23 protein-coding genes are annotated in these 23,105 nt (G+C 70.6%); 10 read left to right on the top strand and 13 right to left on the bottom strand.

The features are described from left to right. Nucleotides 1–13 precede the first annotated feature (13 nt). The 4 genes from KALB_RS17285 (at nt 14) to KALB_RS17270 (ending at nt 2,941) form a co-directional block, all read left to right on the top strand. Nucleotides 14–1,039, top strand: a complete 1,026-nt coding sequence (locus KALB_RS17285; RefSeq protein WP_025356974.1) for a helix-turn-helix transcriptional regulator — start codon at nt 14–16, stop codon at nt 1,037–1,039. Next, the gene (locus tag KALB_RS17280) at nt 1,039–1,878 is read left to right on the top strand and encodes an MOSC domain-containing protein (protein ID WP_025356973.1); all 840 of its coding nucleotides are present in this window, start codon (nt 1,039–1,041) and stop codon (nt 1,876–1,878) included. Before KALB_RS17285 ends, KALB_RS17280 begins: the two co-directional genes overlap by 1 nt. A gap of 201 nt (nt 1,879–2,079) precedes the next feature. Continuing rightward, a complete protein-coding gene (locus KALB_RS49210; RefSeq protein ID WP_236650276.1) occupies nt 2,080–2,358 on the top strand; it encodes a hypothetical protein in 279 nt (92 codons plus the stop codon). Between the two features lie 64 nt (nt 2,359–2,422). Then, complete coding sequence (locus tag KALB_RS17270) at nt 2,423–2,941, top strand: GNAT family N-acetyltransferase (protein WP_025356971.1); 519 nt, start codon at nt 2,423–2,425, stop codon at nt 2,939–2,941. A gap of 33 nt (nt 2,942–2,974) precedes the next feature. Here the strand turns inward: KALB_RS17270 and KALB_RS17265 are convergent, their stop codons facing one another. Both KALB_RS17265 and KALB_RS17260 read right to left on the bottom strand, forming a co-directional pair. Further along, complete coding sequence (locus KALB_RS17265) at nt 2,975–3,955, bottom strand: hypothetical protein (RefSeq protein WP_025356970.1); 981 nt, start codon at nt 3,953–3,955, stop codon at nt 2,975–2,977. Nucleotides 3,956–3,964: 9 nt separating this feature from the next. Beyond that, on the bottom strand, nt 3,965–5,149 hold the full coding sequence (locus KALB_RS17260; RefSeq protein WP_042220463.1) for an IS30 family transposase: 1,185 nt from the start codon (nt 5,147–5,149) through the stop codon (nt 3,965–3,967). A 268-nt stretch (nt 5,150–5,417) separates the two neighbouring features. Here KALB_RS17260 and KALB_RS17255 point away from each other — a divergent pair, with 268 nt between their 5' ends. Further along, a complete protein-coding gene (locus KALB_RS17255; RefSeq protein WP_025356968.1) occupies nt 5,418–5,813 on the top strand; it encodes a hypothetical protein in 396 nt (131 codons plus the stop codon). 131 nt (nt 5,814–5,944) lie between these two features. Here KALB_RS17255 and KALB_RS17250 read toward each other — a convergent pair whose 3' ends face one another. After that, the gene (locus KALB_RS17250) at nt 5,945–6,493 is read right to left on the bottom strand and encodes a Chromate resistance protein ChrB (RefSeq protein WP_025356967.1); all 549 of its coding nucleotides are present in this window, start codon (nt 6,491–6,493) and stop codon (nt 5,945–5,947) included. A gap of 116 nt (nt 6,494–6,609) precedes the next feature. Between KALB_RS17250 and KALB_RS17245 the strand changes: the two genes are divergently transcribed. Further along, nucleotides 6,610–7,275: an alpha/beta fold hydrolase gene (locus tag KALB_RS17245; RefSeq protein WP_025356966.1), complete on the top strand. Its 666-nt coding sequence runs from the start codon at nt 6,610–6,612 to the stop codon at nt 7,273–7,275. 210 nt (nt 7,276–7,485) lie between these two features. On the opposite strand, the gene rdmE is transcribed toward KALB_RS17245, so the two are convergent. The 4 genes from rdmE to KALB_RS17225 all read right to left on the bottom strand — a co-directional run bounded on the left by rdmE (nt 7,486) and on the right by KALB_RS17225 (nt 12,487). Next, nucleotides 7,486–9,087 carry an aklavinone 12-hydroxylase RdmE gene (gene rdmE, locus KALB_RS17240; RefSeq protein ID WP_025356965.1) on the bottom strand — a complete coding sequence of 534 codons (1,602 nt, stop codon included), beginning with the start codon at nt 9,085–9,087 and terminating at the stop codon, nt 7,486–7,488. Between the two features lie 140 nt (nt 9,088–9,227). Then, entirely contained in the window at nt 9,228–10,193 is a 966-nt protein-coding gene (locus KALB_RS17235; RefSeq protein ID WP_236650275.1) for a DUF1259 domain-containing protein, read from the bottom strand. A 272-nt stretch (nt 10,194–10,465) separates the two neighbouring features. Further along, the gene (locus KALB_RS17230; protein ID WP_025356963.1) at nt 10,466–11,617 is read right to left on the bottom strand and encodes a serine hydrolase domain-containing protein; all 1,152 of its coding nucleotides are present in this window, start codon (nt 11,615–11,617) and stop codon (nt 10,466–10,468) included. Nucleotides 11,618–11,782: 165 nt separating this feature from the next. Beyond that, the gene (locus tag KALB_RS17225) at nt 11,783–12,487 is read right to left on the bottom strand and encodes a TetR/AcrR family transcriptional regulator (RefSeq protein WP_025356962.1); all 705 of its coding nucleotides are present in this window, start codon (nt 12,485–12,487) and stop codon (nt 11,783–11,785) included. An 87-nt stretch (nt 12,488–12,574) separates the two neighbouring features. Between KALB_RS17225 and KALB_RS17220 the strand changes: the two genes are divergently transcribed. Then, nucleotides 12,575–13,438 (top strand): SDR family oxidoreductase, encoded by an 864-nt coding sequence (locus KALB_RS17220; RefSeq protein WP_025356961.1) that lies wholly within the window; start codon nt 12,575–12,577, stop codon nt 13,436–13,438. Between the two features lie 30 nt (nt 13,439–13,468). On the opposite strand, the gene KALB_RS17215 is transcribed toward KALB_RS17220, so the two are convergent. From KALB_RS17215 to KALB_RS17200, 4 genes are all read right to left on the bottom strand, one after another. Beyond that, a complete protein-coding gene (locus KALB_RS17215) occupies nt 13,469–14,482 on the bottom strand; it encodes an NADPH:quinone reductase (RefSeq protein ID WP_025356960.1) in 1,014 nt (337 codons plus the stop codon). 238 nt (nt 14,483–14,720) lie between these two features. Next, nucleotides 14,721–16,142, bottom strand: coding sequence for a glycoside hydrolase family 183 protein (locus KALB_RS17210; protein WP_158510756.1), 1,422 nt, complete (start codon nt 16,140–16,142; stop codon nt 14,721–14,723). 211 nt (nt 16,143–16,353) lie between these two features. Beyond that, nucleotides 16,354–17,274: a TIGR03620 family F420-dependent LLM class oxidoreductase gene (locus KALB_RS17205; protein ID WP_030111151.1), complete on the bottom strand. Its 921-nt coding sequence runs from the start codon at nt 17,272–17,274 to the stop codon at nt 16,354–16,356. A gap of 22 nt (nt 17,275–17,296) precedes the next feature. Next, nucleotides 17,297–18,181 carry an SDR family oxidoreductase gene (locus KALB_RS17200; RefSeq protein WP_025356957.1) on the bottom strand — a complete coding sequence of 295 codons (885 nt, stop codon included), beginning with the start codon at nt 18,179–18,181 and terminating at the stop codon, nt 17,297–17,299. A gap of 197 nt (nt 18,182–18,378) precedes the next feature. Here KALB_RS17200 and KALB_RS17195 point away from each other — a divergent pair, with 197 nt between their 5' ends. Then, nucleotides 18,379–19,287 (top strand): LysR family transcriptional regulator, encoded by a 909-nt coding sequence (locus tag KALB_RS17195; RefSeq protein ID WP_025356956.1) that lies wholly within the window; start codon nt 18,379–18,381, stop codon nt 19,285–19,287. A 156-nt stretch (nt 19,288–19,443) separates the two neighbouring features. Here KALB_RS17195 and KALB_RS17190 read toward each other — a convergent pair whose 3' ends face one another. Further along, the gene (locus KALB_RS17190; RefSeq protein WP_081789368.1) at nt 19,444–20,016 is read right to left on the bottom strand and encodes a dihydrofolate reductase family protein; all 573 of its coding nucleotides are present in this window, start codon (nt 20,014–20,016) and stop codon (nt 19,444–19,446) included. A gap of 92 nt (nt 20,017–20,108) precedes the next feature. On the opposite strand from KALB_RS17190, the gene KALB_RS17185 reads away from it, so the two are divergent. Both KALB_RS17185 and KALB_RS17180 read left to right on the top strand, forming a co-directional pair. Beyond that, nucleotides 20,109–21,014, top strand: coding sequence for a LysR family transcriptional regulator (locus KALB_RS17185; RefSeq protein ID WP_025356954.1), 906 nt, complete (start codon nt 20,109–20,111; stop codon nt 21,012–21,014). A 33-nt stretch (nt 21,015–21,047) separates the two neighbouring features. After that, entirely contained in the window at nt 21,048–22,346 is a 1,299-nt protein-coding gene (locus KALB_RS17180) for a bifunctional transcriptional activator/DNA repair enzyme AdaA (protein WP_025356953.1), read from the top strand. Here KALB_RS17180 and KALB_RS17175 read toward each other — a convergent pair. Then, nucleotides 22,289–23,056 carry an isocitrate lyase/PEP mutase family protein gene (locus tag KALB_RS17175; RefSeq protein WP_025356952.1) on the bottom strand — a complete coding sequence of 256 codons (768 nt, stop codon included), beginning with the start codon at nt 23,054–23,056 and terminating at the stop codon, nt 22,289–22,291. The genes KALB_RS17180 and KALB_RS17175 overlap by 58 nt on opposite strands. Nucleotides 23,057–23,105: the final 49 nt, after the last annotated feature.

The following is a 23,105-nucleotide window of genomic DNA, read 5'->3' as shown; positions in this document are numbered from 1 at the left end:
GCACTATGGGATCATGCCGAAGACCTCAGCGCGACTGCTGTCGTTGCTCTCGCTGCTCCAGGCGCGCCGGGACTGGCCAGGGGCGTTGCTGGCCGAGCGGCTGGACATCAGCCCGCGCACCGTGCGCCGCGACGTCGACCGCCTGCGCGAGCTCGGCTATCCCATACTGGCCACCAAAGGCCCCGACGGTGGGTACCGGCTCGACGCGGGCACGGAACTGCCCCCGTTGCTGTTCGACGACGACCAGGCCGTCGCCCTCGCCGTCGCCCTCCAGATCGCCACCACCGCCGGTGCGGGCATTGAGGAAGCCGCGGTGCGCGCGCTGAACACCGTCCGCCAGGTCATGCCCGCACGGCTGCGCCGCCGCATCGACACCCTCCAGGTCACCGCCGTCAATCGGCCCGCGACCCGGCCGGACCCGCAGGTCGACAGCAGTGTGCTGATGGCCCTCAGCTCCGCCGTGCACGCCCGCGAGGTGCTGCGCTTCGACTACGACGCCACCGCGGAGGACAACGGCGTGCGGCCCCCGCCGCGCCGGGTGCAGCCCCACCACCTCGTCACCTGGGGCGGGCGCTGGTACCTCCTAGCCTGGGACCTCGACCGCGAGGACTGGCGCACCTTCCGTGCCGACCGGATCACCCCGCGCACCCCCACCGGGCCTCGCTTCACCCCGCGTGAACTGCCCGGAGGGGACGTGGCCGCCTTCGTGACCAGCAGGTTCCAGGGCTCCGACGGCACCGGCGGCTGGCCCTGCCGCGGCGAGGTGATCCTCGACCTCCCCGCCGAGGTCGTCCTCCGCTACACCCGCGAGGGAATCGTCGAGGAGGTCGGCCCGGACCGCTGCCGGCTCGTCCTGGGCTCGTGGTCATGGCCCGGCCTGGCCGCCACCATCGGCAGGTTCGACGCCGACATCGAGGTCATCGGGCCGCCCGAGCTCAAAGCCGCCTTCGCGCACCTGGCCCGCCGCTACGCCAACGCAGCCGCGGTCGAGGACGAAATCGCTGGCGGGCGCGGCGGGATGGATCGCATACTCCCCTGATGGGGAGGGTGACAGCGGTTCGCCGGTATCCGGTGAAGTCCATGCTCGGCGAGGCCCTGACCGCGGTGCGGGTCACCGAGCGGGGGCTGGACGGGGACCGGCGGTTCGGGGTGCTCGACGAACTGGGCGCCGTGGCCAGTGCGAAGCACCCGCGCAAGTGGGGGTCACTGCTGCGTTGCCGCAGCGAACTGGCCGACCCCGACACCGCTCGGGTGGTGCTGCCCGACGGCACGGTTCTGCACTGCGGGGACGCCGAACTGGACAAGAGGCTGTCCGACTTGCTGCGCCGTAGGGTGGTCGTGTCGGACAGTCCACCGCAGCAGGCGGTCCTGGAACGTGCGGTACCGGATTACCAGGGCGGGATGCCCGAGGTCTTGCGGGACAACGTCTTCGTCGACGAGACCGGGGATGCCATCACCTCTGGCCGGATCGCGGCCGGCACCTTCTTCGACTACGGGATGGTCCATCTGGTCACGACCTCCAGCCTGCACCGCCTGCGCGCGAACTACCCGGCCGAGGACTTCGACGCGCGCCGGTTCCGCCCCAATCTGGTGATCGACACCCCCGACGATCCCGGATTCGTCGAGGACGCCTGGCTGGGCCGGACACTGCGAGTGGGCGAGGTCCAGTTCCAGGTCACCTTGCCCACGCCCCGGTGTGCGGTACCCACGTTGCAGCACGGGGAACTGCCCGCGGCGCCGGGCGTCATGCGGGCGGTGGCCCGTGAGCACCGAGTGCCAGTGCTGAACCTGGGTCCGCTGTCGTGCGTCGGGGTCTACCTGGACGTCGTGCGGCCGGGCGTGATCCGTGTCGGCGACGAGGTCAGTCCCACCGAGTAGATCTAGGCCTGGGAGGTGTGCAAGTCCGTGTTTGTCGCTGATGACTTCGTGATTCCACGTGAGCTCGTTGCCGAGTCGTTCCGCCTGGAACCTCTTGGCCCGCAGCACAACGAGCGAGACCACTCCGCATGGACGAGCAGCATCGAACACGTGCGCTCGACGCCGGGCTTCGAGAGCTGGAGTTGGCCTCCAGCACAGGGGATGTCCCTGGAACGCAACCTCGCCGACCTACGCAGGCACGCGGAGCACTTCGCGCGGCGCGTCGGTTTCACCTACTCGGTCCTCGAAGCGTCGGGGGACGAGGTGATCGGCTGCGTGTACATGTACCCGGCACGGGACAACGAGGCCGTGGTGGAGGTGCACTCCTGGGTACGCGCCGATCGGGCCGAACTGGACAAGCCGCTGTACGAGGCGGTTTCCGCATGGCTGGCGACGGACTGGCCCTTCCCGGAGGTGCGCTACGCGCCGCGACCGCGGTAGGCGCCACTTGGTGGGAAACGATAATGAAAGGCGCTCGACGCGGTTGGGGGTGAAGACTGCGGCCATGATCCAGCTAGTCGAATCGCCCCGTCTGGTGTGGCCGACGGCCACGGTGCGGACCTCCTACCTCGTGGGTGAGCAAGCTGATTGCCTGCTGAGAGGTACGCCGACAGACTGGCTGGGACCGGCCAGCGAGGACTTCGACGAGTTCGTCGCCGTGCGGCGCGGGGTGCGGACGCGATGGGAAGTGCCCTCCACGATCTTCTGGTACGTCTCCGGCGAGTACTACTTGGGAACACTCGTCGTCCGGCACCGGCTGACACCCGAACTCGCCGAAGTCGGAGGCCACATCGGGTACCACGTGGTCGCGCCGTGGCGTCGGCAGGGCCATGCCACGCGGATGCTGGCGGCCGGACTTGTGGAGTGCCGCCGTCTTGGCATCGATCGGGTCCTGGTGACCTGCGACGCGGACAACGAACCATCGCGCCGGGTGATTCTGGCGAACGGTGGTGTGCCTGACGGCCGAAGGCAGCGCGAGGATCGGTTCTGGATCAGCCTCGACGCGGACAACTTCGGCTCGTAGCACCGCAGGTGATTCCGCATCGCCGCGGTGCGGCTAACAGGAGCCGCCGACCGAGCCACGCAGCCGATTCTCCAGGCACATCACGGACCGCTGAAGCCGGTCGATCTCCTGTAGCGCGGTGCGTAGGGCGTTGACATCGAAGGCCACGAGCGCCCGCGTGCAGTGCGGCCCCGCCTCGGCGGCGGACTTCACGAACGCGTCCCACCGGTCCTGCACCCACGGGTCGTTCACGCGGAAGAAGCCGTGCGCATCCTGCGCGATGTGAGTCACCTCGGCGCAGTAGGGCGCGAGCGAGGTTGTCTCGGCACTGCCATGGACCTGGTCGAGGTAGGAGAACAGGCTAGTGGAGGTGGTGTTGAAGCGGGCCAGCAGGTCGCGGGCGCCCCGGTCCGCCCACTGGGCGAGGTCCAGAACCTCGCCGGGTTCGGGCACGGCGACGACCGGTTGGTCGCCACGTGCGACGGCGTCCAGGCCAGCGCGCAGGACGGTCGCGGTGGCGGCGGCTTGGCGCGCCCACGCGAGGCCGGTCCCAGGGTTGGCGGGGCAGTTCGCGCGGGCGCGGCCGGAGCGCGTGACAACGGCGTCCCACAGAGGGCGCAGCCGCGGGTCGGGGACGCGGAAGAACGCTTCGGCATCCCGCGCGGCGGTGGTGGCGGCGTCGCAGGTTGTCGCGGCGGCAACGCGGTTGAGGGTCGTGTGGCCGCCGACTCGGACCCAGGCGGCGAGTTGGAGCTGCGTTGTGCGGGCGGAGGACACGGCGGGTGTGGCGGCGGAGGCGGGTATGAAGTTTCCGCGCGGGGTCGCGGCCCAGGCGGCAACCTCGACTCCGGTGACGGCCAGGGTGGCAGTGGCGAGCACGGCCACGACGGCGCGGCGCTGTCGCACAGGCGCGCGGCGAGGCGGAGGTGAGACGGGTGTGGCGGAGTGCAGGCGGCCGAGGCGGTGAGCCACGGCGCGGGCGGCGGCGACGGCTACCGCCAGCACGGCGGCCGAGACCAGGGCTGGAGTGATCACCGGGTGGGTTCATGTGGTGGTTGCAATGGGGGGTTTGCCGGACAGTACCCGCTGGAGTGCTTCGGCGGGGGTGATCCAGCCCAGGGTCTTGCGGGGCCTGCCGTTGAGCAGGACCGCGACGCGTGCGAGGTCCTCCGCGGAGTGCGCGGACAGGTCGGTGCCCTTGGGGAAGTACTGGCGCAGCAACCCGTTGGTGTTCTCATTCGAGCCACGTTGCCAGGGTGAGTGCGGGTCACAGAAGTAGATCGCCAGGTCGGTGGCCAGACTGATCTCGGCATGCCGGGCCATCTCCTTACCCTGGTCCCAGGTCAACGACCGCCACAGGTGCGTGGGCAGGGACCGGATGGTCTCGATCATCCGGTCCCGCACCCGCGCCGCGTCATGCCCGTCGGGCAGGTGCAGCAGCAGGCAGTACCGGGTGGAACGCTCGACCAGGGTCCCGATCGCGGACCTGTTACCCCGCCCCAGGATCAGGTCACCCTCCCAATGCCCGGGCACCGCCCGGTCGGCGGCCTCGGCGGGACGTTCGGAGATACTGACCATGCCCGGGATCCGGCCCGCCCCCGAGACGGGCGCACCGCTGGCCCGGCGGGGGCGGCGTAGCGCCCGCCCGGTCCGCAGACACGCCGCCAGCTCACGGCGCAACGCGCCCCGGCCCTGGACGTAGATCGACTGGTAGATCGTCTCGTGCGACACCCGCATCTCCGGCCGGTCGGGAAAGGTCGTCTCCAGCGTGGCAGCGACCTGCTCCGGTGACCAACCCCGCTCCAGCCCGGCCTGGACCCAGCCCCGCAGGACCGGGTCCGCGGCCAGCCGCGCGACCTTGGGCCGCCGGGCCCGCGCCCTCGCGGCCCGCTCCGCGGCCACCGCCCGATACCCCCGCCGCCCACCGTTACGACCGACCTCACGACTGACCGTGCAGGCCGGACGCCCCAGACCCGCCGCGATCCGGGCGAACGAGTCACCCGCGGCGATCCCGCGGGAGATCGCCTCCCGCTCGACCAACGACAGGAACCGGTTCGACAGTGGGCGGGGCGCGTTACCGATCACCCCGCCAGCCTGCCGGAACCACCGCCGCCCGGTCTCATGACTGACCCCGACCATCCCCGACGCGGGCCGGACCGCATGACCAGCCCGGACCACCTCCCAAAACCTCACCCGCACAGCGCGGGGTAGCTGGGCCCGTCCAGTCATCACAACTCCACTCGATCACAAGCAGTGTTGCAACCACCCCCTGAACCCAAGTGCCGTTCAGGACATCCAGCGTCCTGAACGGCACCTTCATGGCACGACTTGCGTCGGCGGGCGCGGCTGGGTGGTCGCCGGCGAGACACGGTCAAGGTTCCGAGGCGAGCCACGAGCTGGACGTTCGACAGTCCAGTGACTCGGCTCTGCTGCCCCCATTCGTGGCTGTTGGCGAACCCACGGACAGGTAGCCGTCCGGTGGTCCATCATCGAACCCATGGGTGGCAACGAACGGGATCCCGTCCTCGACGAGTGGCTCCGCGACAGCAAGTTCGGCGAAGGCGGATTCCACATGAAGATGGACCAGCTGGCCGCGATGCAACTGGTCGCGGAGCAGACCGCCGAAGCCTGCCCAGATCGGGTACTCGAACGGTGGTACATGCTGCTCACCCGCCATCGACGCGTGGGCAACCAGTCAGAGCGCGCGTTCCTCGCCCAGGCCCGGCGCCGGGGCTGGGCCTGGGACCGCATCGCCGCCGTGTTGGGCCTGCCAGATGCGGCGGCGGCCGAGCAACGCCAGGAGTTCCTGTCGGCAGAGCTGACCCGCACTCATCCCAGCCAGGACCCACAACCGTGGCTGCCCTGGGGCGATCCACGCGTGCAGAAGAGGTGATGCTCCTCGTCCTCGGCAGTGGCTCGCCCGCGTCCAGAGCGGGACCTGTCTCACGAAGCGCACGCTCGCCATGGGGTGCGGGCTTCTGCCGTGTGCAACGACGTCTGGCGTTGCCGTGCCAGGGTGTGGGCCTACATCTGGTGCAGGGCTTGGAAAACTCGCTCGGTGTAGTCGACCAGCCGATCGGCGCAGTGCCGTAGTTGTTGTTCGGCCGCAGCGGCTTCGGGGGCGCCGAACACGTCGCGGGCGGTGCTGTCACGGTGCCAGCGGCGCAGCCGTTCCAGGCTCTGTTCCTCCTCCTCCAGTTCAGCCATGGTGAACTTCTGGTTGCGGATCTCCTTGTCGATCTCGGCGGCGAACTTGCCGCAGTCAGCCAGGAACTCCGTCCACTCCTCGGCGCGTTCGGCGGTGAACAGGGCCTCCAGGCGGGCGGAGTCGGCCTCCTCGCGGCCGACGGCGTCGAGCACCAGCACCTCACCCTCGCCGCGCTGGGCCAGTTCGGTCACCTTGCTGATCCCGTCGGAGAACACGGGGACGTCCGGCACTCCCCAGACGCCCTGGCCCAGCGAAAGGGCCCCGATGCGGCGCAACTCCCGCCACACCGCCACGCGGTGTCGGGACGGCTCGGCCGGTACCCGCACCACCACCATCAACCATCGAGACAACGTCTTGCCAGTCACGCTTGCGCATGTAGCACGTGTTACAAACCTGCATGTGACGTACTTGTCGAGCTCTTGGACTTCCAGGTCGTCGGCATGCAGGATTGGTCGTACCGCACCACAGCAAGGAGCACCACATGGCCACCTTCGTCCTCGTTCCGGGCGCCTGCCACGGCGGCTGGTGCTTCGAGCAGCTCACCGAGCAACTACGCGAGCACGGTCACCGCGTTGTCACGGTGACGTTGACTGGCCTGAGTGAACGCAGCCACCAGCTGACCTCGACGGTCAATCTGGACACGCACATCCAGGACCTCACCGCGCTGCTGTCGGCCGAGCAGGTGCGGAACGCGGTGCTGGTCGGCCACAGCTACGGCGGCATGGTGATCACCGGGGCCGCCGACCGGGCGCCGGAACGGGTGGACTCCCTGGTGTTCGTGGACGCCTTCGTGCCTCGGGACGGGGAGTCCTGCTGGACGCTCACCAACGACGTGCAGCGCGAGTGGTACCTGAGTGTGGGCGAGGACGGCTACTCGGTTCCTGCGCTGCCGTCGTTCGACGCGCGCGCCACAGCTCACCCGCTTGCCTCGTTCCTGCAACGGATTCGACTTTCCGGCGACCTCGGACGGTTCCGGCGGCGCGACTACGTCTACGCGACCGTATGGGACGGCGAGTCGCCGTTCGCCCCGACCTACGAGCGGCTGCGCAAGGATCCACAGTGGACGGTGCACGCCGTGGACAGCAGGCACAACGTCATGCGGGACGCCCCGGAGGAACTGCTCAAGATCCTGCTCAACGCCGCCTAGCGGCGCGGCGCGCATCGTTGACCTGGTATCCGGTCCGGGCCGAGGCCGCGGTGTCATGAAGGTGCCGTTCAGGACATCCAGCGTCCTGAACGGCACCTTCATGACACGGACTGCGTCGGCGGGCGCGGCTGGGTGGCCGCCGGCGAGACACGGTCAAGGTCCCGAGGCGAGCCACTAGCGTGCCGGTCCAGGTCGCGTTTCCTCGTTCGCCTACCTCGCCAACGCCGTCGTGAGCACCCCGAGCAGGACCTGTGCCGGATCGCGTGGCGCATCGGCGGTGCGCCACGCGACGACGCCATCGGGCCGGACCAGGCTCGCGCCTGATGCGCCGATCCCGTACCGGGCAAGGAACTCGCCGTCGGCGTCGGCCAGTTCGTCACCGATCGTATGGGTCCGCACGGTGACACCAAGACGCGCGGCGACATCATCGGCAACCCCGGTCCAGAATCCACCTTCTGTTCCGGCCAGCAGCACGAAGCCGCGCCCAAAAAGGTCCACAGTGGACAATTTGTCGCCGTTGCGGTGCAACCACACGTGCGGTGCGCGGAATCCGGGCCGGCCGGTCGGCCGGTACGGGTCCTCGGTGTCCGCCGGATCCTCGTCCTCCGTGAGCACCGAGGCGGAGCGGTAGCGGAACCCGAGCGTGAGCTCGACCGCACGCTGTTGTTCGGAGACCTGCTCGGTGGCCGTGTCCTCGGCGGCCGACGCGGGCCCACGGCTGGCCACCAACCGCAGCGCCTCGGCGACGACGCGCACGGCGTTCGGGCGCCGCTCGGCGTCATAGGTGTCCAGCAACTCAGGTCCGGCCGTGGAGCCGAGCACCGCGGCGAGCTTCCACGCCAGGTCGTAGGCGTCGCCGACCGCGGTGTTGCCGCCGAACCCGCCGCTCGGCGGGGTGACCTTCGCGGCGTCGCCCGCGAGCAGCACCCGTCCCACCCGGAACCGGTCCGCCACCGCGGCCGCCATCTCCCACGGCCGCACGGCCCTGATCTCCGGTTCGAGGTCCGGCAGCTCGGTGATCAGCCGGATCAGCTCGGTACACCGCTCGGTGGTGAAGTCCTCCGGTGACTGTCCGACGGCCGGGTCGTAGCCAACGCTGTACAGGTGCCGGTCGATGGTCTGGTCGACAGTGACGAACACGCCGTTGGCCTGCTCGTTGTGGAGCACGTGCAGCGTTGCCTGCTCCGGGTCGACCAGAGCACCGAGATCGGCGTCGAAGATGATGCTGACGTTGTGCCCGAGGCTGCCGGGGCCGTGCCGGTCGACCCCGAGCGCCTCGCGCACACCGCCGCGGTTGCCGTCGGCGGCGACGAGGTAGTCCGCTCGCACCTGACTCGTCTCCCCGTCGTGGTGCCCGCGGAGCACGGCGGTCACACCGTCGTCATCCTGGCTGAAGGACACCAACTCGGTGTCAAAGCGCAGTTCGGCGCCGAGTTCCTCGGCGCGCTGCCGCAGCAGCGGCTCCAGCTTGTCCTGGCCAGCCGTGCCCAGCCTCGCCGGGGACAGGAGGCTGATGCCCGTGGTGTCGGTCTCGGAGACCTCCTCGTGGAAGGTCGGCCCCGGCAGGCTGGCCGCGATCCTGACCCGGAACTTGGCCAGGCTCGGGGTGAGCGTCGGCACGTCCTCGGCGATCCCGCCGAACCCCAGCAGTTCCATCGTGCGCTGGTTCTGCCCCACCGCCCTGGGAAACAACGAGGTCCCGGAGCGCCGCTCGACCAGCAATACCTCGACTCCGCGCTGCGCCAGGAACATCGCACTGGCCAGACCGGCCAGCCCCGCCCCCACGACCAGCACCGACACCCGTTCCCCCACGGCCTTGACCCCCAACGGCAAGCAACTCCAAATTTCGGGAGAAACTTAGAGCTTGAAATATTTGACCGTCAAGCGATTAAGTCGCTCACCGTCAAGGGGGTCAGTGTCGCGATCCAGGTGCCCGCGTCAGCCAGCGTGCCCTACCGGGCTGGCGGGACGAGGTTGCAGGCGTCCACCGCCGGGCGCAGCGCGTGGGCGAGGGTGACGCCGTCGCCGACCGCCCAGAAGTGCATGTAGAACAGGCGGGGCCGCTCACCGAGGCCGTGGTTGTGCAACTCGATGATGCTGATCCCGCCCGCACGCAGGGCCTGGATGACGTGCTGGATCTCTTTGCGGACCATGACGAAGTCGCCGTTGATCGCGGCACGCCCCTCGCCCAGTGGCTGGAAGTTCAGTGCGGTGCTCAGCCCGAGCGCGACCGGCAGGTGGTAGTCGTCCTCGACGATGGTCTCGGCACGGCCGATGCCGAACTTGTAGATCCCGCCGTCGTTGGTGCCCTTGCGGCCCAAGGCACTGTCGATGCTTTCGGTGTCCAGGTCGATCGGCCGGGGCGGGCCAGGAGGACCGAGTGGTGGAGTCCCCGTGACGTCCAGGGCCGCTTTCAACCCACGGGCCAGTGCACGCGGGTCGCCCATCGCGTGGATGTGCGTCCACCACAGGTTCGGCGAGTGTTCCAGCAGGTGCTTGTGCACCGCCGTCTGCGCCACCCCATGGGCTTGCAGGGCGTCGGTGACCACCTGCAACTCCGGCTCGGTGACCACCAGATCACCCATCAGCAACACCATGTCCTCGTACATCGCCCAGGTCGCGTACCCACCGAGGGCGAACCCGGCCTTGATCACCACACCATGGGAGGTGACCGTCAAATCGTTGCGCGGCAGGGGAATCCGGTACACGGTCCGGTCCGGACTCAGCGTGCCTTTCCGGCCGAGGACGTCGACGACTGGCTGCCAGTCGGCGTCAGTCGTCGACATCGGCTCGCACAGGTCACGCCTGGGGCTGCGGGAGCTGGCCAAGGCCGTACCGCTGGCCGCGAGCGAGGCAGGGACCGCCGCCATCAGCGGCAGCACCGCCCGGCGGGGCATGCCTTCACGGGTCAACCGCATGATCATCCCTTCGTTGTCGGGGCGACAAAGGCTGAACTCCGCGATGTCACCACGGTTGCCCAGGCGCCGCCAGGGGTGAGTGGTAACCGTGGTCACGCTGACCAACTGTGGCCAGTTGCCGTGATAACCCGGTGCTGCACGAACTGTCCTCCCACCGCGTGTGGGAGGCGAACTTCGGCACGTGTGGACCTCGCGTCGAGCTGGTACGCGTGTGTTCGCGAACGGCGACGGCCCGCCCGTGGATCAGCTCGGGCGGGCCGTGCCTGTGTGGTTCACCCCTTGTCGCACAGTGCGGCGTCGAGGACGTCGAGCCGGGTTGGCTTGTCGTTGTTGGGGACCGCGGTGTTGGTGACGATGGCGGCGTGCCGACCGTCGTCGGTGGCCATGGTCGCCGAGGAGTAGCCGGTGGACAGGTCCCCGAGCAGCCCCCAGGCCCGTCCGCCGCAGCTCAGATCATGGCCCCACAAGCCGAGACCGTAGTGTTCGGTGCCGGGCCACCCGGTGGGCACCGTCTTGCGCATCTCGGCGAGGCTGGCGGTGGAGACGACTTTGCCGTCCGCGAGACGCTGGTCGAACACGGCGAGGTCGGACAAGGTGGAGACCAAGCCGCCAGCGGTGCTCCAGAACGACGGCTCGGCGGTGCCGCTGCCCCACTCACCGAAGGTGGTGTCCAGCCACAGGAAGACGGGGCCGACGGCGCCGCCCTTGTAGCCGTGGACGTACGCCCCAGGCAGCGACTTGTCCCCTGGCGCGGGGAGACTGGTCTGGCTCAGGCCGAGGGGCTGGATGATCCGGGCGGCGATCGCGTCACGGGCGGGCATGCCGGTGACCTGCTCGATGAGCAGCCCCGCGATGTAGTAGTTGATGTTGGAGTAGTTCCAGGTGGGCTCGGACTTGGGTGGGTAGGCGGCAAGCCCGGCGCGGACCAGTTCCCGCAGATCGTAGGTGCCGTCCGGCTTGGCCTTGGCCTTGTTGGAGTCGCCGTTGACCCCGCTGGTCTGCTGGAGGATCTGCCGAACGGTGATGCGGTTGCCGTCGTAGCCGTTGCCGTCGACCACGCCGGGCAGGTAGCGCTCGATCGGCGCGTCCAACGCCACCTTGCCCTCGTCGACCAGTTGCAGCACCACGGCGGCCGTGAACGTCTTGGTCTGGCTGGCGGCCCGGAAGGCGTCGTTCGGGCCGATGAACTGGTTGGTGTTGATCACCTTGGGTCCGACGTGCAGATCCCAGTTGTGGCTCGTGTCGCCGGCGTGGACGGCGGCACCCGGTCCGCCGTGCGCCCGATACCCCTCCAGCGCCGTCTGGACACCGGCGTGGCCGTCGGCCTGCCCCGCCGCCACCGCCAACCCCGGCGCGCCCACCGTGGCGGCGACAGCGACAGCACCGAGCGCCACCCCCAACCGCCGTATCCCAGTCCTGGCCATCCTCGCTCCTTCGCGGTCGCCGACGCCGAACCGCCGACGACAGTTCGCCTGCACCGAATTACCGGCACGCACCGTAGACACCGCCGATGAAATCCCCCTGAAACGGCGAAGCCACCACGGGCGCTACCGACCAAGACGCCCTGCTCGCGGCCAGTCCGGGTCAGCTCAGTCGCCGGTTCGGTCCAGCCACTCCGACAACAGGGCGCTCTCGGCGGCGGTGAGCATTGGCAGCTTCGGTGCGAGGGCACGGAATGCGACAGCGACCGCGGTCGCGCTGTCCGAGGGAAGCGTCGGCACGTCGGTGAGGATCGATCGCATCACCGCCTCGTACATCGCGTCCGCGAGGTCGAGGTCCCGGTGCTCGGGCGGGGTGGCGAGCAAGGTGAGCACGGCGCCGGTGCCGGCGGCGTGGATGAGGTCGACGGCGCGCCCCACCGGCACCCGGAGCCGGCCGATCGCCGCTACGCGCCGCACCTTGGCGCGCAAAACCTCCAGGCCGGCGGCTGCCACCGGGGAACGAGCCCCACGGCTGGGATCGGTGAGCAGACCGAACAGCGCCGCGTTGGCGAGACCGAAGCCAACATGCGTGTCCCATCCCGCCCGCAGGTCAGCGACCGGGTCGCCACTGTCCTCGACGAGCGCCTTCCCGGCGACGTAGGTGGCGAATACGTGTTCGGCAACGGCGTCGAGCAGCGCGTCCTTGTCCTCGAAGAACCGGTAGATGGTCGGCGCCTGCATACCGGCCGCCTGCGCGACCGCACGGGTCGTGACCGCGCCCGCGCCCCGCTCACGCAGCAGCTGCGCCGCGCACTCCACGATGTTCGTCCGCGTCTTGTGCCTGCCGGCGCTGTCCGGCCTGACCTCCGCCATGCTTCCAACGATAACGCACTCTTGCTATCCCTGTTGCTAACAGTGTTAGCATCTACGTCATTCCAGCGTTAACGCGAGAGGGCGAACATGATCATCATTACCGGCGGTACCGGCCAGCTCGGCTCCCAGATCGTCGATCGGCTGCTTGATCGGGTCCCGGCGGACCGGGTCGGAGTGAGCGTCCGTGACACCGCCCGCGCTGGCGACCTGGCCGCACGCGGGGTACGCGTGCGGCGCGGCGACTTCACCGACCCCAACTCCCTGGCCGATGCGTTCGAGGGCGCGACGCAGGTGCTCATCGTCTCGACGGACCACACTGGCGGGGCAGCGGTTGCCCGGCACGTGGCGGCGATCGACGCCGCTCGCGAGGCCGGGGCCAAGCGCATCCTCTACACCAGCCACCAGGGCGCCGCCGAGGATTCGGTCTTCGCACCGATGCCCGACCATGCCGCCACCGAGCGCTACCTGTCGACGACGGGCACACCGTTCACCGTGCTGCGGAACGGGTTCTACGCCAGCACTATCCGGCACCTGCTCGGCCAGGCGCTCGAGACCGGCGAACTCGTCGCGCCGGCCGACGGGCCCGTGTCCTGGACCACGCACGCCGACCTCGCCGAAGCGGCAGCGATCATCCTCACCGACGAGGACCGGTTCGATGGTCCGACTCCGCCACTGACCGCACCGGATGCGCTCGACCTGGCGGACATCGCCGGTATCCTCACCGAACTCACTGGCCGCACCATCCGCCGTGTCGTCGCCGAGGACGCGGAGTGGACGGCCACCATGATCGGCCACGGGGTGCCCGCGGATCGGGTGAAGCTGCTGCTGGGCATGTTCCACGCGGCACGCCGCGGGGAGTTCTCCACCACCGGACCGGTGCTCGGGAACCTCGTCCAGCGCACAGCTACGCCGGTCCGTTCGGTCCTGGCGGGGCTCACCACCCAGCCGTGAACTCCCCGCCTTCCCAATGTGGGCGGGTGGCTAAGGGATGTTGAGGAGGACTTTGCCGACAACGCCTCGCTCCAGAGCGGTGTGGGCGTCGGCGATCTGTTCCAGCGGGAAGTGGTGCAGCGGCAGCCCGGCCTGGTCACCCACCCGCAGGGCGCCCGCCGCCACGGCCGCCGCGACGTCGGCGACCGCCTGCTCCTTCGCCGCGGGCGGAACCGTGTAGACGTAGACGCCCTGCCAGCGCAGGTTGCCCGGCAGCGATTCCAGTACCGGCACGGACAGGTACTCCCCCGCGTTGCCGGCGTAGTAGGCGACGACCGCGCCCTGAGCGGCCACCGCGATGTCGAGCGAGGCGTTGGCGTTCGGCGCGACCTCGACGATGATGTCCACGCCCTCGGGCGCGATGGCCCGGATCGCCACCGCGGCGTCCTGCGTGCGGTAGTCGACCACGTGGTGGGCGCCGCCCGCCCGCGCCAAGGCGGCCTTGCCGGGACCGCTGACGGTGGCGATCACCCGCGCACCGGCCCAGCGGGCGAGCTGAATGGCAGCGTTGCCGACCACACCGGCACCGCCTGCCACCAGAACGGTGGCTCCCCGCAACGTGCCCGGCGCGATACACCCCGGCCCGCCGTCAGCGACGGTCAGCGCGCGATGCGCGGTCAGGGCCGGAATGCCCAGCGCCGCACCGAGCTCGAACGAGGCGTCGCCGGGCAAGCCGACCGCCTGCCGCTCGGGTACGACCGTGTACTGCGCGGCCGTACCCCACACCCGCTGCCAGGCGGCTTCCCAGATCCACACCCGCTGCCCGACCCGGTCCGGATCCACCTGCGGGCCGACCGCCTCGATCACCCCGGCACCGTCCTGGTGCGGCACCTGTTCGTTCACCCCAACCGGAAGGGGCCGCACACGGCTTCGCCAATCCGTGGGATTGACACCCGAGACGTGCACCCGCACGCGTACCTCACCCGGTCCGGGCTCGGGAACCGCGCGCTCGACGAGCTCGAAAACCTCGGGTCCGCCTGCCGCCGTCCGGATGATGGCCTTCATCCCTCACCACTCTTTCGCTTGCCCCAGCTCCGCACTGTTGTGCCACCGGTCTGCTCGACGCCCACCCGTGACACCATGCTCACCTCCCTCGAACCAACTCGGACACGGACGTATTCCGGCATTCCCTAACAACGATGCGAGCAGGACACCTCGCTCGGTGTCCTGCTCGCATCGTTGTTAGGCCTAGGTGCGCACGACATGGTGGGCCATCACCCGGTCGCGCCGCGCGCCCCCGGGCTCAACGCCGTGCGCGCACGGAGTGTGTCGCGGCCGCGATGTCCTCCCGGCTCACGCGGTCGTCACGGTTGTCGCTGAGGAGCGCGATCTGTTCCGCGACAGGGAGTTTTTGCCACTGCGGGGACACCGGTCCCTGGTGCCCGGGATGGGCGGGCTCGTCCTTGGTCACGACCAACCGCTCGGCCATCGCACCCCTGACCGCGACCCGGCCGTCCACCGAGCTGGACCACTGCCGCACGCCGTAGAACGAGGAATCGGGGCCGGGGTTGATCCACTGCGAGACGAGCAACTGGGCGCTGCCCAGGGTCGAGTACGGGTGGACGATGGGAGCGTAGAGGTACGGTGCCTGGGCGAAGGTCACGTGGGTTCGTGGCGCCGTCCACAGCCCGGTCGGGTAGGGCGCGGTCTGCGTCACCGCACCGCGCGCCCCGTTGAGGAACGACAGCACCACCCGGCCGTCGATGACCTGCGCCGAGATCTCGCCGATCGCCTCGAACGGGCTCGGCGCCGCGATGATCGGCGTCGAGGGGCCGTTCGGCCGGAAGTCCCAGCGCCCCGAGTCGTCGGCGCCCCAGAAGGTGTACTGGCTCCGCTGCCACATCTTGTCCCACGGCACCCGCATGAGGTGGATGCCGCCGCCGTTCCACCGGCCCTCGTTCGTGCCGTAGATGTAGACGAACCCCTCGTTCGGCCACATGATCATGGAGTTGTTCTGGAAGTGCGACCAGAGGCCCTCGTTCCAGAAGTCCATGTTCTCCCGGTTGTTGTCCATGTCCCAGGTGCGTTCCCAGTTCTCGGCGTGCGTCTCGGTGGAGGTCCACTGCCGGGAGTACCAGGTGCGCCAACTGCCGCCGGGGCTGGGAATGCCGCCCTCGCTCTGGATCGCCCAGTCCCGCACGCCGAAGGTGGTCATCATGTACCGGCCGTCGGGCAGGTGGATCAGGTCGTTCGGGATCTCGGTGACGACCTGGCCGGGCTCGTTGCGCGCGGTGTTGGCGTCCCGGTGGTCGTAGGGGATCATCTGCTTCGCCGCGCCGCCGCCGATGCAGTTGTCCCAGCGAATGCCGTTCTGGATGTCCGCGTTGGACTGCCGCAGGCCGACGGGAGAGCGCCAGCCGGTACCGTTCTGCGGCACCGGCTGGTCGAAGGTGTCACCGAAGATCGAGATGCAGTAGCCGTGGTTGGTCTTCGCGGTGAAGCCGAGATCGGTGCCGCGAAAGCCGAATCCCGCGGTCTCCTCACCCGTGAGGTCCTTGACGGGACCGGCGCTGGGCGCCGCGGCACCACGCGGGCTGGCCGAGGTCCCGGCGGCGACGGCACTGCCCATCCCGGCGAGCAGGCCACCGGCACCGATCAGGGCCCCGGCGGCTCCCTTGAGGAACGTCGAACGGCTCACCTGCGGGGCCTCTCGCCTGGAGGGCACACCTGGTCCCGAATGAGTACTGGTTCCGTCGTCGTGCCGCATGCCGCTCCTTGGGAGGTTCGAGCTCTGTGTCGACCCGACGCTATCGGCCGCGGATGAAATCCCGATGAAACCCGCTGCTGCTGGAGGCCCTGCCGCGCGGTGAAGGCCGGTGAGCCGTCCGGCTGACGGCTCACCAGCATGTCCTTGCACCGCAACGGAAGCGCGCTGCTCAGCCGAGCTCGACCAGTGCCGGGGCGAGTTGTTCCAACTGGTCCACACCGGCCGAGAACTCGCTGCCGACCGGCAGCAGGAGCGTCACATGGTCCGCACCGGCGGCCAGGTGCTCGCGCACCTTGGCCGCGATCGCGGCCGGGCCGCCGTGGCCGACGACCGCGTCCACCAGCCGGCCGCCCACCTCGGCGATCTCCTGGTCGGAGTAGCCCAGCCGGGCCAGGTTCGCGGCATAGGACGGCCTTTCCAGCAAGGCCGACACCGTCTCCCGCGCGGTCGCCCGCGCGCGGTCGTGGTCGGGGTCCACGGCCACGGACAGTCCGACGACCAGGAGCTTGTCCGGGCCGAGCGCCTGCCTGGCCTGCGCGGTGAACTCGGGTGGCAGCATGGCGGGCAGCGCACCGTCGGCGATCTCCCCGGCCAGCGCGAGCATCTTCGGGCCGTTCGCGGCGATGATCCGGGGATGGGCCGCCTCCGGCGCGGGCGGCCAGGTCGGGCCGTCCATCCGGTCCAGGTATCCGCGCATCGTGGCCAGCGGGCTGCCGAACTCCCGGCCAGCGCTGGCCGCCTGCTGCGGGTAACCGACTCCCAGTCCGAGCACGAACCGACCGGGATGGGCCTGGGCCAGCAGGGCCGCCGCGCCGTGCGCGGTCTGCGGTTCCCGGGCCCAGATGTTGGCGATGCAGGTGCCGAACACCATCCGCTCCGTGGCGGCCAGCAGCACGGCCAGTTGCACGAAGGCGTCCTTGCCGCCGACGACCTCGTTGGTCCAGGCGGCGCGGTAGCCCGCGCGCTCCAGCCGACGCACGGCCGCGCGTTGCAGGTCGACAGGTGGTGCGCTGGTGAACGAGACCGGCAGGCACACTCCGACCGGCCCCAGTGCCCGGCGGGCCGCGTCGACCACAGTGGTTGTCCCCATGGAGATCCTCCCCGGCGATGCGCTAGTTGGTGAAGTAGTGGCCCTCGTCGAGGTCCGGGATGAGCCCGGCCTGGACGGGCAGCCAGTCCACCCGCTTCTGGGTCAAGGTGCTCGATGCCGGGATGTCGAGGGAGAAGAAGGCCCCGAGCCAGCCGAAGTGGTCGGTTGCCTGCTCACGGGGCACGGCCGTCACCGGCAACCCCAGGTGCCTGCCGATCACCTCGGCGACGTCCCGGACCGCCACGCCCTCGTCGGCGACACCGTGCAGCCGCGTGCCAGCCGGGGCGGCCTCCAGGGCCAGCCGGTACAGGCGCGCCGCGTCGAGCCGGTGCACGGCGGACCAGCGGTTGGCCCCGTCACCCGGGTACGCCGAGACGCCCTTCTCGCGGGCGATGTCGATCAGGCGCGGGACGAAGCCGTGATCCCCCTCGCCGTGCACCGACGGTGGCAGCCGCAGCACCGAGACCCGCACGCCGCGCTCGGTGAACGTCAGCGCCGAGGCCTCCGACACCCGGGGTATGCCAGGGTCGGCCGCGTCCTCCTCCGTCGCGACCCGGCCCACAGCCAGGGTCGCCATCCCCGAGGTGACGACGAAGGGCCGGTCGGACCCGGCGAGCGCCTCTCCCATCGCCTCGATGGCGAGCCGGTCGGTCCGACTGGCGCCCGCATAGTCGGAGAAGTCGTGGACGAACGCGGTGTGGATCACGCCATCGGCCGCGGCCACCCCGGCCCGCAGGCTGTCCAGGTCGTCCAGGGCGCCGCGGTGCACCTCGGCCCCCGCGGCCACGAGCGCCGCGGCGGCCTGCTCCGAGCGGGCGAGGCCGAGGACCTGGTGCCCGGCCTCGATGAGTTCACGGACGACGGCGGACCCGATGAACCCGGTCGCGCCGGTGACGAACACGCGCATGGTGCACTCCTTGACACAAAGATGAGGACCGGCCCGAGAGGCACCCAGTGGTGCCGGGCCGGTGCTCCCACCTTGCGACCGCAGAGCGGTTCCGGTCCAATGAATGTTTCGCAATGCGCGATACGATTCGTGCATCACCGCATTTCACGGCCGCTGCTCGGGCGTTCACCGGGGTACGTGGGAGTTACGCTGAGGGTATGCCCGACTCGCCACCGGTGGACCTGGACCTGCGGTTGGTGCGGTGCTTCACCGTCCTCGCCGAGCACCGGCACTTCGGCCGCGCCGCTGCCGCCCTGCACCTCACGCAGCCGTCACTGAGCCGACAGATCCGCCAGCTCGAACAGCAGCTGGGCGCCCGCCTGCTGGACCGCACCCCACGGGGCAGCCAGCTCACCGAGGCCGGTGCGGTCTTCCTCCCGCTCGCCACGGCGCTGCTGCGCTCAGCGGCCCAGGCCACGGCACGCACCCGGGCCGCCGCCCAGCCCAGCCGGATCACCGTCGGCTACACCATGGGCGTCATCGTCACCCCGGCGGTGCGCGAGCTGCGCCACCGGTACCCGGACGCCGAGGTGCGAGCCGCGCACCTGGCCTGGGACGAACCGCGCGCGGCCCTGCTCGACCACCGGGTGGACGCGGTGGTGACCCGGCTGCCGTTCCCGACCGACCAGCTGCACGTGACGATCCTGTACGACGAGCCCCGGGTGCTGCTGGTGCCGCTCGACCACCGCCTGGCGGGCAGGGCATCGGTCACCCTCGACGACATCGCCGACGAGCCCCTGCCCCGGGTGCGGCAATCCGATCCGGCCTGGAGTGCCTTCTGGCGCCTCGAACCGAGACCCGACGGGCGCCCGGCCCCCGACGGCCCCGTCATCGACGCCATCGAGGACAAGTTCGAACTCATCGCCGCCGGGCAGGCCGTGGCCATCTCGGTGGACCCGCGCAGCCACGTCCTGCGCCCCGACGTCACCGTGATCCCCCTGGAAGGCGTCGAACCGAGCCATGTCGTCGTGGCCACCCGCGCCGATGACCGCAGCCGCCTGGTGGCGGCGTTCCGCAAGTACGCCCAAGTCCACCTCACGGGTCCCGCCCCGGGAGCCGGGGACTGACCGTCGAGCACGTTCAGGAAGTTCAGAACACGTTGCCAGGTAAGGGTTGTCGCCTGTTCGTCGTGGGCCACCGCGCCGTTCTCCCTGACAACCCCTCGCCGCGATCTTGGACCTGGCTGGCCGGACGCGGTCGGATCCACCCCCGGGCCAGCTCGGTCAGCTCACGGGGGCGGCGAGGCGGTAGACCTGTTCCACGGCCCCGTCGGGAAAGGTCCGGGTGGAGTCCAGGCGCAGGAACTGCGGGTCGCTGGCGGGCGGGGTGAGGCGCGTGCCCTCGCCGAGCAGGATCGGCAGTGTCACGATCCCGAGGACGTCCAGGGCCCCGATGCCGCGGAACGCGTCGATGGTCCGCTGGCCGCCGACCAGGTCCACGTCGCCGGGGAAATCCGCCTGGCGCATCAGGTCGAGCAGTTCGGCGGGCTTGGCTGCGGCCACCACGTCCGAGGGCGTGCCGGACGGCAGCGGTCGCGAGGTCAGCACGAAGACCCGCAGCCCGGGCCACGGCCAGCTCGGGGCCCCCAGGGCCGGCTCGAAGGTGGTCCTGCCCATCACGACCGCACCACAGTCGGCGATGTACTCCGGGTACCCGTGCGACTGGCCCGGGTCGAAGGTGGGCATCGACAGGAAGGCGGGCCGTCCGTCGGCGGAGGAGATGAAACCGTCCGCGCTGACGCCGAGGTGGGTCTTGATCCGCAAGGTGCGCTCCTGTTCTGGCGAGTGGTCGACCATGCGCCCAGCCTCGGGTGCGGCGGCCCGCTGATCAACGTCCGAACTGGAACACCAGCCATAAGCGGGCCTTATCAACGGCCTAGGATGACCGCGTGGAACTGCGCGAGGTGGAGATATTCCTGGTGCTGTCGGAGGAACTGCACTTCGGTCGCACCGCGCAGCGGCTCTACCTGAGCCAGCCCCGGATCAGCCAGACCATCCGCGCGCTGGAGGTCCGGCTCGGCGGCCAACTGTTCGAGCGGACCAGCAGGCAGGTGCGCCTCACCGCGCTGGGCGAGCGGCTGCGCGACGAGCTTCGCCCGGCCCACGACCACTTCCGGCGCGCGGTCACCGCGGCTACGGACCTGGCCCGTGGCGTCAGCGGTGAACTGCGCGTCTGCGTGGCCAGCTATGCCATGGCGGGCCCGCGGTTCACCGAGATCGTCCGGGATTTCCAGGCGCGCTACCCGGACTGCCGCCTCACCGTCACCGAGGAGTTCCCCGGCGAGTTCGCGCGGCTGCGCACGGGCGCCTACCACCTCATGTGCCACCGCCAGCCGATCACCGAACCAGACCTGACCATCGGGCCGACCCTCAGCCGGGAGGAGCGCATCCTGCTGGTACGGGTCGGGCACCCGCTCGCCCTGCGCGGCCACGCCACCATCGAGGACCTCGCCGACCACGCCGTGATCCCCCGCGGCGGCATCCCCAGCCCCATGTACGAGGCGTACTTCCCCGCCACCACCCCGGCCGGCCGCCCGATCCCCCGCGGCCCGCAGATCAGCACGACCAGCGACATCCTGCACCGGATCGCCCACGGCGAGCTCGTCCACCCCACCGTTGGGTCCTTCCTGAGCTACTACCACCACCCCGAGGTCACCCACGTCCCGCTCCGCGGCCACCCGCCCGTGAAGAGCGCGCTCGTCTGGGTCACCAACCTGGAGAACGCCGCGATCCGCGCCTTCGCCAGCACCGCGGCCGAGGTCCTCGCCCGCACGGGCCTGTCCGGATCCGGCTAGCCCTCGCCGCGGTCTGGGCGCGAACATGGTGCGGTGACAACGTATTCAGCGGTGCGGACCACCGGCATCTACTGCCGACCGGGGTGCGGGGCCAAGCCGTTGGCCGAGAACGTGCGGACCTTCGAGTTGGCGGCCGCCGCCGAGACCGCGGGCTACCGGGCCTGCCTGCGCTGCAGGCCGTACCGGGTGGCCGGTGCGGTCGCCGACAACGCGCCCGAACTGGTCTGCCGCGCGGTGCAGCTGATCATCAACGGCCTGCTCGACGAGTCCACCGAGGCCGCCGTCGGCCACCGGCTGGGCATCTCGGCCCGGCACCTGCGGCGCATGTTCCACGACCACCTTGGCGTCACACCGGACGGGTTCGCCCGGTCCCGGCGCGCGCACTTCGCCCGCAGGCTGCTGGACGACTCCGACCTGCCCATCGCCGAGGTCGCGTTCGCCGCCGGCTTCGGCAGCCTGCGCCAGTTCAACCGGGCGATGCGCGAGGTGTTCCGGTCCGCGCCCAGCGAGCTGCGCGCCCGCCGTCGCCGAGGTGACCGGCTCACCGCCGACGGCGGTCTGCTGCTGCGGATGCCGTTCACAGCCCCGTACGACTGGGACGCGGTGCTGGGCCTGCTCGCCGCGCGGGCGGTGCCGGGCGTGGAGTCGGTCGAGGCGGGCACGTACCGGCGGACGATCACGCTCGACGGTGCGCCGGGCATGGTGGAGATCGGTGCCGGTGGCGCCGACCACCTGCTGCTGCGAGCACATCTTCCTTACTGGGAAGGGGTGATCCACGTGGTCGAGCGGGCGGGCCGCCTCGTGGGCGTGGACCAGGACACCGCCGCGGCGGCGGCCCACCTGGCCGGTGATCCGCTGCTCGGCCCGCTGATCGCCGCCCGGCCGGGGCTTCGCGTGCCCGGCGCCTGGGATCCGTTCGAGATCGCGGTCAACGCCGTGACCGGGGACGTCGGCCGCCTGGTGCGCAGGCATGGCGCGCCCGTTGACGGCCTCGGCCACGGGCTGACCCACGCCTTCCCCGCCGCCGAGGTCCTCGCTGAGGAGCACGGGACGGTCGGTGCGCTGGCGCGAGCGGTGCTCGCCAACGAGGTCCGGCTCGACGGCGGCGAGGCGTTGGACGACCTCGTGGCCTCGCTGCGCGCCGTGCCCGGCGTGACCGAGACCGCGGCGCACGAGGTCGCCCTGCGGCTGGGTGCCCGCGACGCCTTCCCGGTGCCGGGGGTGGATGCCGCGGCGTGGCGTCCGTACCGGGCGCTCGCCGCGACACACCTGTTTCACCGCAACAAATCGTTCAGCTCGCCGTATGCCATGGCCGCGCCGAGCGAGTCGTAGGTGCCCGCGGTCAGCAACTCCCTGGCCGCCGCGGCCGCGAGACCGTAGGCGGCTTGGGCGATGCCGGTGCCGACACTGATCCGGGCCACGCCGAGCTCCGCCAGCTCCGCCACACTCGGCGCACCTGGGTGCACCATCACGTTGAGCGGCAACGGACCGGCCACCAGGGCGCGGATCACGGTGGGGTCCACCACTCCCGGCACGAACAACACGTCCGCACCGGCCGCCGCGTACCGGTCGGCACGCGCCAGCGTCTCGGCCAGGTCCCCGCTGCCCATCAGGTAGGTGTCCGTCCGGGCGTTGATCACCAGGTCGGCCGACACGGCCCTGGCCGCGGCCAGGCGGTCCACCTGCGCCGCCACGTCGAGGAGCGCGCCACCGGCGCTGTCCTCGATGTTGACGCCCGCGGCGCCGATGGCGACCACCTCGGTGACGGTCGAGGCGACCGCCAGCGGGGTGTCGCCGTAGCCGGACTCGATGTCCGCGGTCACCGGCACCGAGACGACACGGACGATCCGGCTCAGCGCCTGCAACGCGAGGGCCCTGGCCAGACCGCCCGCGTCCGGCACCCCCGTCGACCACGAGACCCCTCCGCTCGTGGTCGCGATCGCCTTCGCCCCGGCCGCCTCGATGGCCACCGCCGAGCCCGGGTCCCAGGCGTTGGGCAGGACCAGTGGACGCTGGTCGTGCAGTGCGCGCAACGGGTTCATCAGCTGCTGACGACCAGTTCGTGGTCGCGGTGGACCCGGGAGTCCTTGG

Origin of the sequence: Kutzneria viridogrisea DSM 43870, assembly GCF_000525635.1 — a bacterium.
GTDB classification, from domain to species: domain Bacteria; phylum Actinomycetota; class Actinomycetes; order Mycobacteriales; family Pseudonocardiaceae; genus Kutzneria; species Kutzneria viridogrisea.
The sequence above is the reverse complement of the archived record's forward strand: the minus strand, read 5'-3'. Positions and strand labels throughout refer to the sequence as shown.

Coding starts and splice junctions, on each gene's coding strand:
- KALB_RS17235 (WP_236650275.1), bottom strand. CDS start 10,193: ATGCGGTTGACCCGTGAAGGCATGCCCCGCCGGGCGGTGCTGCCGCTG.
- KALB_RS17195 (WP_025356956.1), top strand. CDS start 18,379: ATGCCCGACTCGCCACCGGTGGACCTGGACCTGCGGTTGGTGCGGTGC.
- KALB_RS17285 (WP_025356974.1), top strand. CDS start 14: ATGCCGAAGACCTCAGCGCGACTGCTGTCGTTGCTCTCGCTGCTCCAG.
- KALB_RS17220 (WP_025356961.1), top strand. CDS start 12,575: ATGATCATCATTACCGGCGGTACCGGCCAGCTCGGCTCCCAGATCGTC.
- KALB_RS17245 (WP_025356966.1), top strand. CDS start 6,610: ATGGCCACCTTCGTCCTCGTTCCGGGCGCCTGCCACGGCGGCTGGTGC.
- KALB_RS17270 (WP_025356971.1), top strand. CDS start 2,423: ATGATCCAGCTAGTCGAATCGCCCCGTCTGGTGTGGCCGACGGCCACG.
- KALB_RS49210 (WP_236650276.1), top strand. CDS start 2,080: ATGTCCCTGGAACGCAACCTCGCCGACCTACGCAGGCACGCGGAGCAC.
- KALB_RS17175 (WP_025356952.1), bottom strand. CDS start 23,056: ATGAACCCGTTGCGCGCACTGCACGACCAGCGTCCACTGGTCCTGCCC.
- KALB_RS17260 (WP_042220463.1), bottom strand. CDS start 5,149: ATGACTGGACGGGCCCAGCTACCCCGCGCTGTGCGGGTGAGGTTTTGG.
- KALB_RS17225 (WP_025356962.1), bottom strand. CDS start 12,487: ATGGCGGAGGTCAGGCCGGACAGCGCCGGCAGGCACAAGACGCGGACG.
- KALB_RS17230 (WP_025356963.1), bottom strand. CDS start 11,617: ATGGCCAGGACTGGGATACGGCGGTTGGGGGTGGCGCTCGGTGCTGTC.
- KALB_RS17255 (WP_025356968.1), top strand. CDS start 5,418: ATGGGTGGCAACGAACGGGATCCCGTCCTCGACGAGTGGCTCCGCGAC.
- KALB_RS17215 (WP_025356960.1), bottom strand. CDS start 14,482: ATGAAGGCCATCATCCGGACGGCGGCAGGCGGACCCGAGGTTTTCGAG.
- KALB_RS17200 (WP_025356957.1), bottom strand. CDS start 18,181: ATGCGCGTGTTCGTCACCGGCGCGACCGGGTTCATCGGGTCCGCCGTC.
- KALB_RS17190 (WP_081789368.1), bottom strand. CDS start 20,016: ATGGTCGACCACTCGCCAGAACAGGAGCGCACCTTGCGGATCAAGACC.
- KALB_RS17280 (WP_025356973.1), top strand. CDS start 1,039: ATGGGGAGGGTGACAGCGGTTCGCCGGTATCCGGTGAAGTCCATGCTC.
- KALB_RS17205 (WP_030111151.1), bottom strand. CDS start 17,274: ATGGGGACAACCACTGTGGTCGACGCGGCCCGCCGGGCACTGGGGCCG.